Source organism: Kitasatospora sp. NPDC086791, from assembly GCF_040685975.1.
Classification (GTDB): domain Bacteria; phylum Actinomycetota; class Actinomycetes; order Streptomycetales; family Streptomycetaceae; genus Kitasatospora.
Genome location: NZ_JBFBOC010000004.1, coordinates 287637 through 298639, shown reverse-complemented (window position 1 = coordinate 298639; position 11003 = coordinate 287637). Strand labels below are relative to the sequence as shown.

General features: G+C 75.4%; 7 protein-coding genes. 3 read left to right on the top strand and 4 right to left on the bottom strand.

The annotated features are described in order from the left end of the window. The 3 genes from AB0Q99_RS10255 to AB0Q99_RS10245 form a co-directional block, all read right to left on the bottom strand. The coding region (locus AB0Q99_RS10255; protein WP_363570026.1) for an exonuclease domain-containing protein at positions 1-611 on the bottom strand (611 nt) is incomplete at its 3' end. A gap of 176 nt (positions 612-787) precedes the next feature. Further along, positions 788-1726, bottom strand: a complete 939-nt coding sequence (locus AB0Q99_RS10250) for a GNAT family N-acetyltransferase (protein WP_363570024.1) — start codon at positions 1724-1726, stop codon at positions 788-790. 94 nt (positions 1727-1820) lie between these two features. Then, complete coding sequence (locus tag AB0Q99_RS10245; RefSeq protein WP_363570067.1) at positions 1821-3011, bottom strand: SAV2148 family HEPN domain-containing protein; 1191 nt, start codon at positions 3009-3011, stop codon at positions 1821-1823. A 530-nt stretch (positions 3012-3541) separates the two neighbouring features. On the opposite strand from AB0Q99_RS10245, the gene glgX reads away from it, so the two are divergent. From glgX to treZ, 3 genes are all read left to right on the top strand, one after another. After that, positions 3542-5665: a glycogen debranching protein GlgX gene (gene glgX, locus AB0Q99_RS10240; RefSeq protein WP_363570022.1), complete on the top strand. Its 2124-nt coding sequence runs from the start codon at positions 3542-3544 to the stop codon at positions 5663-5665. A 112-nt stretch (positions 5666-5777) separates the two neighbouring features. Then, entirely contained in the window at positions 5778-8267 is a 2490-nt protein-coding gene (gene treY / locus AB0Q99_RS10235) for a malto-oligosyltrehalose synthase (RefSeq protein ID WP_363570020.1), read from the top strand. Then, complete coding sequence (gene treZ / locus AB0Q99_RS10230; protein WP_363570019.1) at positions 8267-10000, top strand: malto-oligosyltrehalose trehalohydrolase; 1734 nt, start codon at positions 8267-8269, stop codon at positions 9998-10000. Before treY ends, treZ begins: the two co-directional genes overlap by 1 nt. 96 nt (positions 10001-10096) lie before the next feature. Here the strand turns inward: treZ and AB0Q99_RS10225 are convergent, their stop codons facing one another. Further along, on the bottom strand, positions 10097-10993 hold the full coding sequence (locus AB0Q99_RS10225) for a transketolase C-terminal domain-containing protein (protein ID WP_363570017.1): 897 nt from the start codon (positions 10991-10993) through the stop codon (positions 10097-10099). Positions 10994-11003: the final 10 nt, after the last annotated feature.

Here is an 11003-nt window from a genome sequence, read left to right as displayed (position 1 = left end):
CAGCCGATCTGCCGCCGGTGCAGGTCGGCGGGCGCCACCTCCCCCACCTCGGCCGGGTAGCGCTCGGCCAGGGCGACGGCGACCCGGACGGCGGCCAGCGCGTCGCTGCCCGCCTCGTGCGCGTCCGTCAGCTCCACCCCGTACACCTCGCAGACCCGCTGCAGGGTGCGCGAGCCCTTGCGGTAGGTGTCCACCGCCCGGTCGATCACCAGCGCGTCCAGCACCGGCCCGACCGGGCCGCCCAGGCGCTCCGCGAGCGTCGCCAGTCCGTACCGCCGCAGCTCGGCGTCGAGCAGCGACAGGTCGAACGGCGCGTTGAACGCCACCACCGGCCGCCCGGCGGTGATCCGCTCGCACAGCGCGGCGGCTATCTCCGCCACCGCCTCCGCGGCCGGCCGGCCCTTGCTCCGCGCCACCTCGTCCCCGATCCCGTGGATCGCCTCCGCCTCGGCGGGTATCGGCACCCCGGGGTCGAGCAGCCAGTGCGCGGCCCCCACCCGGGCGGCCCCGACCGTGTCCACGAGCGCGGCCGTGACGATGCGGTCCACGGCCGGGTCGGTGCCCGTGGTCTCCAGGTCGAAGCCGACCAGTGGCTGCTGCCACCAGCTCATCAGGTGTGTCCTTCCGTCCTAGGGCTCTGAACAGCCCCTATCATCACCCGCCCCACCGACAACCCGGCCCACGGCCCCGTCCGCGCCCGCGCCCGGCGGGCGGGAGCGGGTGTGCGCGTCGCGGTCGGGCGGCGGTCCGCGGGGGGCGGCCGGGCGGGCCGAGCCGCCGTCCGGGCCTACGGTGCGCCGGTGAGCCGGCGGGCCTCGGTGCGCACGTCGGCGTCCAGTTCCGCCCGGGTGCGCGTGCCGTACGCGAGGATGTCGTACTCGTCGTCGAGGCAGGAGAGCGGGTCGGCCGCCTCCAGCTCGTGACCGAAGCGCTGGTGGACCACGCGGGTCAGTTCCCGGGCCGTCAGCTCCCCGGCCAGGAACCCCGTGGCGAGCGCCCGCAGCGCGGCCTGGTCGGCGGAGCGGCTCCCGCGGGGGTGGAGCACCAGACCCTGTTCGGTCAGCGCGGGCGACAGCAGGTCGTCCAGGTCGGTGGTGGCCTCGCCGTAGGAGCAGGCGGCCAGTTCGCGCAGGGCCGGGCCGTCGAGCCCGGCGACCAGGGCCTCGCAGGCCGCGTCGATCACCGCCCGGCCGTCGGAGGCCACGCTGCTCCACAGGGCGGCCCGGTCCTGGAGGCGGGTGCGGGCCTGCGCCGGAGTGGTCGCGGGGGCGGGCTCGGGGGCCGGGCGGTACAGGTGGAGGTCGACCGGATCCTCCCGGACGACGGTGAAGCCGTGCCGCTCGTAAAGCCGTTGGGCGGCGCTGCCCCGCAGGACGGTCAGGCGCACCGGCTCCCCGGCGGCGTCGGCCTCATCGAGGAGGCGGCGCAGCACGGCGGTGCCGAGGCCGCGGCCCTGGAGGTGCGGGGCCAGGTAGAACAGCTCCAGCCGGCGCCCGCCCCGTTCGTCGGGGCGGACGGTGACGGATCCCGCGAAGGCGCCCTCGACCAGCAGCACGGACGTCCACCTGGTGGAGAAGGAGTCCCGCACCCGCCGCCGGGACCGGTCCGGGTCCCAGCGGCCGAGGCGTTCCAGGTCCGCGCGCATGACCCGGTCCTTGAGGTCGGTGACGCGTTCGAGGTCGTCGAGCGCGGCGGGTACCAGGGTCCAGGCGGGAAGGCTGTTCACGGCCCGCAGTCTGGCAGCCTCGCGCCCCCGCGACCAGGGAGTTTCCCGGCCGGTGTCCTGGGGTCGGGCCGGGTCCGGCCCCGGGCGGCGGGCCTCAGGACACCGGCCGGGAGTCGGCCCAGACCCCTTCGAACTCCTCGCGGTAGACCTCCAGCAGCCCCGGCTCGGTGCCGCCGGGCTGCTGGCCGGCGCCGCCGCGCAGCACCAGCGCCGGGGACTCCATGCCGCGGGCGCGGCGCAGGTAGGGCTGGATGACGCCGAGGTCGCGGCCCTGCCGGCGGCCGCCCGCCGGGCCGCCGGCCCGGGGGCCCTCGACCAGGTAGGCGGTGAAGCGCGGGGTCTCGTCGAAGACCCGGATCTCGAAGCCGCCCTGGTCCCGCAGCCGGGCCCGGACCCGCCGCACGTGCATGATGTTCATCTCGATCGAGCGCGACAACTCGCTCCGCCCCAGGCCGAGTTCACGTTCGCGGCGACGCACCGCGCTGCTCGCCGGGTTGAGGAAGAGCAGCCGCACCCGGCAGCCTTCCCCGGCGAGCCGCACCAGGCGCTTGCCGGTGTAGTTCTGGCAGAGCATGCCGAGGCCGATGCCGAGCGCGTCCAGCCGCCGGGCGCCGTCCAGCAGGTCCTCGACCGGCAGGTCGCGCTGCAGCCGGACCCGGTCGGCGTGCACCGCGACCACGTCCGCGTACCGCCCGGCCACCAGGGACTCCACCACGTCGGCGGGCACCCCGCCCGTGCCGCCGTCCAGGACGGCCAGCAGCCGGGCGGCGGCCCGCTCGGTCTGGGCCAGGACGGTCTGGGTGAGCACCCGGTTGCGGGAGACCACGTGCCGGGCCACTTCCAGCTCGTCCAGGGCGAGCTCGATCTCGCGCCGGTCGGCCAGGTACGGCTCGAAGCAGGGCCAGTGCTGGACCATCAGCTCGCGCAGCTGCGGCAGGGTGAGGAAGACCAGCGGGTCGTCGTCGGCGGGGTCGAGCAGGTAGCCCTTGCGGCGGCTGACCTCGCGCACGGCTCCGGCCCGGTGCGCCCACTCCTCGCCGGCCGGTCCGGCGGCGGCGGTGACCCAGTCCTCGCCGTGGGCGGGGGCGTAGATCGGGTGCAGCACCTCGTCGACCAGGGAGCGCAGCCGCTGTTCGACCAGGTTGAGCCAGACGTAGGCGCGGCCGGACAGCCGCACCCGCTGGTAGGCGTCCTCCCACTCGGCGGCCGACCAGGCCAGTGCGGGTACCTCGACCGGGCCGCTCTGGGCGGGCACCAGTGCGCGGCCGGTCAGGGTGGGGCGCATGACCACCGTGGGCGCCTCGGCGCGGGCCGCGCCCCGGTCCGGGCCGTCGGGCCCGGAGCCACGGCCGCCGGCGGGGAACACCATGCGCCACCTCATCTGGTTGCTGCGGCTGACCCCCGCGGGCGCGGGGAGCGTTGACGGGCTGTCGAGAGTTCGTCAGAACGGCCGGGCGGCCGGACGATCAAGGGTACTGCCCGCCGCGAGCCGACCGCAGCCGGATGGTCCAGGGCTCCGCCCGCACCCCGGGGCCCGGCGCGCCCGCCCCACCGGCCCGGACGCGCCCGTCCCACCGGCACCACTCTTCACACGAATGCCCGCCGGACACTCGTTCGGACCAACCCGCGCCGGTTCTCCCGGCCGCCGGGGAAGGGCTCGGGGAGTATGCGGGCTGTGCCGTGCGTCACGGCGCGCGAGCAGCGCACATGCCCGGCCGCCCGGCCGGGAAGAGAGCGTCCGGGTCCGGGCGACAGGTCGGGCCGATTGTCGGACTACACGTCAGTTTTTGTCTGCAGCAAGGAAGTTGAGGAGCCATGCAGGTCTGGCCCGGTACGCCCTACCCGCTCGGCGCCACCTACGACGGGGCCGGCACCAACTTCGCCGTGTTCTCCGAGGGCGCCGACCGCATCGAGCTGTGCCTGCTCGACGAGGACGGCTCCGAGACCGCCGTCGAACTGCGCGAGACGGACGCCTTCGTCCGGCACGCCTACCTCCCGGGCATCCAGCCCGGCCAGCGCTACGGCTTCCGCGTGCACGGCCCGTACAACCCGGGCCTGGGCCAACGGCACAACAGCGCCAAGCTGCTCCTGGACCCGTACGCCAAGGCGATGAGCGGGCACATCGACTGGGACGAGTCGGTCTACGGCTACCACTTCGGCGCGCCCGAGCGCCGCAACGACCTCGACTCCGCCCCGCACACCATGCACTCGGTGGTGATCAACCCGTACTTCGACTGGGGCACCGACCGACCGCCGCGCACCGACTACCACCGCACCGTCATCTACGAGGCCCACGTCAAGGGCCTGACCCGGCTGCACCCGGGCATCCCCGAGGAGATCCGCGGCACCTACGCGGGCCTGGCCCACCCGGCGGTGATCGAGCACCTGGCCAAGCTCGGCGTCACCGCGATCGAGCTGATGCCGGTCCACCAGTTCGTCCGCGACCACCGGCTGCGCGACCTCGGCCTGGCCAACTACTGGGGCTACAACACCGTCGGCTTCTTCGCCCCGCACTCCTCCTACTCCTCCACCGGCGACCGCGGCCAGCAGGTGCAGGAGTTCAAGTCGATGGTCAAGGCGCTGCACGCGGCCGGGATCGAGGTGATCCTGGACGTCGTCTACAACCACACCGCCGAGGGCAACCACCTCGGCCCGACGCTCTCCCTGCGCGGCCTGGACAACGTCTCCTACTACCGCCTCGCGCAGGACCAGCGCTTCTACGAGGACACCACCGGCACCGGCAACAGCCTGCTGATGCGCAGCCCGCACGTGCTCCAGCTGATCATGGACTCGCTGCGCTACTGGGTCACCGAGATGCACGTCGACGGCTTCAGATTCGACCTCGCCGCCACGCTCGCCCGGCAGTTCCACGAGGTGGACCGGCTCTCCTCCTTCTTCGACCTGGTCCAGCAGGACCCGGTGGTCTCCCAGGCCAAGCTGATCGCCGAGCCCTGGGACCTCGGCGAGGGCGGCTACCAGGTCGGCAACTTCCCGCCGCTGTGGACAGAGTGGAACGGCATGTACCGGGACACCGTGCGCGACCTGTGGCGCGGCGAGAACGCCACCCTCGCCGAGTTCGGCTCCCGGCTCACCGGCTCCGCCGACCTCTACCAGGACGACGGCCGCCGCCCGATCGCCTCGATCAACTTCGTCACCTGCCACGACGGCTTCACCCTGCGCGACCTGGTCTCCTACAACGAGAAGCGCAACCAGGCCAACGGCGAGGACAACCGCGACGGCGAATCCTTCAACCGCTCCTGGAACTGCGGCGTCGAGGGCCCCTCCGACGACCCGGGCGTCGAGGAGCTGCGGGCGCGCCAGCAGCGCAACTTCATCGCCACCCTGATGCTCTCCCAGGGCGTGCCGATGCTCTCGCACGGCGACGAGCTCGGCCGCACCCAGCTGGGCAACAACAACGCCTACTGCCAGGACAACGAACTCACCTGGGTGCACTGGCCCGAGGGCGACGGGGCCCCGGCCCGGCTGCTGGAGTTCACCCAGGGGATGATCTGGCTGCGCCGCGACCACCCGGTGTTCCGGCGGCGGCGGTTCTTCCACGGGCGGCCGGTGTCGGCCTCCGGCGGGTTCGACGACCTCACCGACATCGCCTGGTTCACCCCGACCGGGGAGGAGATGACCAAGCGCAACTGGGGCGCCAGCTACGCCAAGTCGCTGACCGTCTTCCTCAACGGCTACGCGATCTCCGAGCCGGACCGGCGCGGCGGGCGGATCGTCGACGACTCCTTCCTGCTGATGTTCAACGCGCACTTCGAACCGCTGGAGTTCACCGTGCCCGCCGACCACGGCCGGGAGTGGCAGGTCGTGGTCGACACCACGCAGCCCCGGCTGCCGGCCCCGGGGACGGGGGCGCGGATCAAGGCGGGGGACACGCTGTGGCTCGTCGACCGCTCGCTGCTGGTGCTGCAGCGGCCGGCGTAGCGGACCCGGGCGGCGACGCGGCGGACCGGGTGGCGGCAGCCCGGCGGTGCGGTCACCTGTTCGGGTCAGCAGCGGGTCTTGGCGGCGCGCTCCCCCGGGTACCTATGGAGCTATGACCTCCGCCGCCGAGCCCGCGCAGCCCCGCCCGGCCGCCACCGTCCCGACCGCCCCGGCTCCGCCCGCAGGCCGCCCGACCGCCACCGTCCCGACCGCCAGCTACCGCCTCCAGCTCCAGCCCGGCTTCACGCTGCGCGACGCCACCGCCGCCGTCCCCTACCTGGCCGCCCTCGGCGTCTCCCACCTGCACCTGTCCCCGCTGCTGGAGGCCGTCCCCGGCTCCACCCACGGCTACGACACCGTCGACCACACCCGGGTCAGCGAGCAGCTCGGCGGCGAGGCGGCCCTGCGCGCCCTGGCCGCCGCCGCACACCCGCACGGGCTGCGGCTGATCGCCGACGTGGTGCCCAACCACATGGCCGTGCCCGTCCCCGAGCGGCTCAACCACCCGCTCTGGCAGGTGCTGCGCGACGGCCCCGACTCGCCGTACGCGCGCTGGTTCGACATCGACTGGACCGCCCAGCCCGGCCCCGCCGACGCCCCCGAACGCGGCCGGGTGCTGCTGCCGCTGCTCGGCGACCGGCTCGGCGCCGTCCTGGACCAGCTCACCGTGGACGGCGGGACCCTGCGCTACCACCGGCACGAGCTGCCGCTGCGCCCCGGCACCGAGTCGCTGCCGCTGCCCGAGCTGCTCGCCCGCCAGTGGTACCGGCTCGCCTGGTGGCGCCTGGCCCGCACCGAGCTCAACTACCGGCGCTTCTTCACCGTCAACGAGCTGATCGCCCTGCGGGTCGAGGACCCCGAGGTGTTCACCGCCACCCACGCCGTCCTGCTGCGGCTGCACGCCGACGGCGTCCTGGACGGCTTCCGGATCGACCACCCGGACGGGCTCGCCGACCCGCGCGGCTACCTGCGCCGGCTCGCGGCGGCCACCGGCGGGGCGTACACCGTGGTCGAGAAGATCCTCACCGGCGAGGAGCGGCTGCCCGCGGACTGGCCGGTCGCCGGCACCACCGGCTACGACGCGCTGCGCCGCATCGACGGCGTGCTCACCGACCACGCGGGCGCCTGCCTCCTGGCCGGGGCGTACGAGTCCTTCCTGCGCGGCGGCCCGGTCCGGGACCTGTGCGAGGACCCGCACCCGGCGACCGCCGCCGCCCGGCGCGGCCGGGCCGACATGACCGGGGCGGACGGCGAACTCGCCGCCGAGGTCGAGCGGCTGGTGCGGATCGCGCTGCGGATCGGCGCCGCCGAGCCGGCGCACGCCGACCACGCGCCCTGGCAGCTGCGCGCGGCGCTCGGCCGGCTGCTCACCGGCTACCCCGCGTACCGGCCGTACGCGCGGCCCGGCGAGGCCGTGCCGGCCGCCTCGGAGCAGCAGCTGCGGGCGGCGCTGGACGGCTCCGCCGACGCCACCGACCGCCTGGTGGCCGCGCTGGCGCTGGGCGAGCTGGGGCGCGGGGCGGACCACGACGAGTTCTGCGTCCGCTTCGCCCAGACCGCCGCCGCGGTGGCCGCCAAGGGCGTCGAGGACACCGCCTTCTACCGCTGGAACGCGCTGCCCGGCCTCAACGAGGTCGGCGGCGAGCCCGCCCGGCCCGGACTGCGCCCGGCGGACTTCCACGACTGGTGCCGCCGGCAGGAGCGCTCCTGGCCGCACGGCATGACGGTGCTCTCCACCCACGACACCAAGCGCAGCGCCGACGCCCGCGCCCGGCTCGCCGTCCTCGCCGAGCAGCCGCGGTCCTGGGCCGCCGAGGCCGCCGCCTGGTCCACCGCGGCCGGTCCCGCCGCGCCCGGCCTCGACCGCGACGCCGACTGGCTGCTCTGGCACACCCTGGTCGCCGCCTGGCCGATCGGCCCGGACCGGCTGGTCGCCGCCCTGCTCAAGGCCGTCCGCGAGGCCAAGCTGCACACCTCCTGGACCGCCCCCGACCCCGGTTACGAACGGGCGTTGGAGGAACGGGCCCGCGCCGCCTACGGCAACCCCGGACTGCTCCCCCGGATCGAGGGCAGGGTGCACGCCCTCGCCCCGTACGCCCGCTCCAACACCCTCGCCGCCGCCCTGCTGCACCTCACCGTGCCGGGCGTGCCCGACCTCTACCAGGGCAGCGAGGAGCCGCTGTACACCCTGGTGGACCCGGACAACCGGGGCGTGGTGGACCTCGGCGCGCTCGCCGTCCGGCTCACCGACTCGGCCGCGGCGCGCCCCGGCGACCTCGCCCGGGAGAAGCTGCACCTCACCACCACCGCGCTGCACCTGCGCCGCTCCGGCCCGCTCGGCCCGTACCGGCCGCTGCCCGCCGCGGGCCCCGCCGCCGACCACCTGCTGGCCTTCGCCCGGGGGGACGACGTGGTCACCGCCGTCACCCGGCTGCCGTACGGGCTGGAGCGCGCGGGCGGCTGGCGGGACACCGTGCTGGAGCTGCCGGCGGGCGGGCCGTGGACGGACGAGCTGACACCGCGCACCTTCCCCGCCGGGGCGGTGCCGGTGGCCGAGCTGCTGGCGGGGTACCCGGTGGCGCTGCTGACGAGGAGGGGCTGATGCCGGTCCGCGAGGTGTGGGCACCCCACGCCGCTTCCCGCGTCCAGGTCGAAGTCGACGGCGTGGCCCACGAGTTGGCCCGCTGCGCGGACCGGGACGGCTGGTGGTCCGGCGAGGCGCCGGACGGCGACTACGCCTTCCGCCTCGACGGCGGCCCGCCGCTGCCCGACCCGCGCTCGGCGTGGCAGCCGCACGGCCCGGACGGCCCGAGCCGCCCGCTGGACCACGCCGCGTTCCGCTGGTCGGGGGCCGGCCGGCCCGGCCGCGCACTGCCCGGCGCGGTGCTGTACGAGCTGCACATCGGCACCTTCACCACCCGCGGCACCTTCGACGCCGCCGCCGAACGCCTGGACCACCTGGTCGAGTTGGGCGTCGACTTCGTCGAGCTGATGCCGGTCTGCCCGTTCCCCGGCCGGCACGGCTGGGGCTACGACGGGGTCTCGCCCTGGGCCGTCCACGAGCCCTACGGCGGGCCCGAGGGCCTCAAGCGCTTCGTCGACGCCGCCCACCGCAAGGGCCTCGGCGTGGTGCTGGACGTGGTGCACAACCACCTCGGCCCGTCCGGCAACCACCTGCCGGCGTTCGGCCCGTACTTCACCGACCGGCACCACACCCCGTGGGGCTCCGCGGTGAACCTGGACGCGCCCGGCTCGGACGAGGTGCGCGCGTACCTGATCGGCAGCGCGCTGGCCTGGCTGCGCGACTACCGGATCGACGGCCTGCGGCTGGACGCCGTGCACGCCCTGGCGGACGACCGGGCGGTCCACTTCCTCGAGGAACTCTCCTACGAGGTCGAGAAGTTGGCCGTCACCACGAACCGCCCGCTGTTCCTGGTCGCCGAGTCCGACCTCAACACCCCGCGCACCACCGCCCCGCGCGAGGCCGGCGGCCTGGGCCTCACCGCCCAGTGGAGCGACGACTTCCACCACGCCCTGCACTGCGCGCTGACCGGCGAATCCCAGGGCTACTACGGGGACTTCGCCCGCGAGCCGCTGGCCGCCGTCGCCAAGACGCTCACCCGGGGGTTCTTCCACGACGGCACCTGGTCCTCCTTCCGCGGCCGCAGCCACGGACGCCCGTTCCCCACCGAGGAGGGCCACCGGCTGCTCGGCTACCTGCAGACCCACGACCAGGTCGGCAACCGGGCACTCGGGGACCGCCTCTCCACCACGCTCCCCGGCGGCCGGCTCGCCTGCGGCGCCGCGCTGGTGCTCACCTCGCCGTTCACCCCGATGCTGTTCATGGGCGAGGAGTGGGGCGCCGCCACCCCCTGGCAGTACTTCACCGACCACACCGACCCGGACCTCGCCGAGGCCGTCCGCCGGGGCCGGCGGCGGGAGTTCGCCGAGCACGGCTGGGCCGCCGAGGCCGTCCCCGACCCGCAGGAACCCGCCACCGTACTGCGCTCGATCCTCGACTGGACCGAGCCCCGGCGCGCCCCGCACGCCGAACTGCTCTCCTGGTACCGGACGTTGATCCGCCTGCGGCACGAGCGGCCGGAGCTCGCCGACCCCGACCTGGGCGCGGTGCGGGTCGCGTACGAGGAGGCGGCGGGCTGGCTGGTGGTGCACCGCGGGCCGTACCGCATCGCGGTCAACCTCGGGGCGGCGGAGGCCGCGCTGCCGCTGGGGGCCGCCGGGCGCGAGGTGGTCGCGGCCTTCGGCACCGCGGCACTGGACGGCACGGCGGTGCGGATGGGACCGGACGCGGCGGCCGTGGTGCTGACCGGCTGACCCACCGGGTGCCCCGGCGGCGGGCGCGTCCCCGCCGGGCGCCTCGCTGCCGGGGTCGGCTCCACCGGGCAGCCGGCCGGGCCGGCCGGAGCCGGCTCAACCGAGGAAGGCGCCGATCCGCTCCCGCAGCCCGGGCGCGTCCAGGCCGTAGGCGGCCAGGTGCTCCGGGATCGAGCCGTAGTGCCGGTGCTCCTCGCGCGGCACGCCCAGGCCCAGCACCCGGTGCGGACGGTCGGCCAGCGCCTCGTGCGCCTCCCGCGCCGAGGTGCCCGCCAGGTACGGCTCGACCAGCACGACGTCCGCCCGCTCGCCGACCGCCGCGCGCAGCCCGGCCGCGTCGAAGGGGCGCACCGTCGCCGCGTACAGCACGGTGACGTCCAGGCCCTCGGTGGCCGCGAGCACCGCGTCCAGCATCGGGCCGACCGCCAGGACCACGCCGCGCGAACCGGTGCGGACGGTGCTGAAGCGGCCCGGCTCGACCGCCACCGGCGCCGCGTTCCGGTGCACCGACAGCCGGACGTACACGTTGCGGTCGCCGTCCGCGTAGGCGTGGCGCAGCAGCCGCTCGGCCTCGTCCGGGTGGCCGGGGACGTGGACGGTCCAGTCCGGCAGGGTGTCCAGCAGCGCGACGTCCCCCGGGGACATGTGGGTGCGGCCGCCGGCCGGCCAGTCGTACGAGCCGGACGCGCTCACCAGGACGGCGCCGACGCCCTGGTGGGTCAGGTCCAACTTGACCTGCTCGAAGGGCCGTTCGATCAGGAAGCTGGCGAAGGTGTGGGCGATCGGGCGCATCCCGCTCAGCGCCAGGCCGCCGGCCACGCCGATCAGCAGCTGCTCCCGGATGCCGACGTTGACCACCCGGTCGGGGTGGCTCTCCCGGGCCGGGGCGAAGGCGGCCGCGGTGATGTCGGCGAGCACCACGGCCAGCCGGGGGTCCTCGTCCAGCAGGCGGGTGGTGACGTCGACGAAGCGGTCGCGCATGGTCTCGTCCATCGGTGCGGGT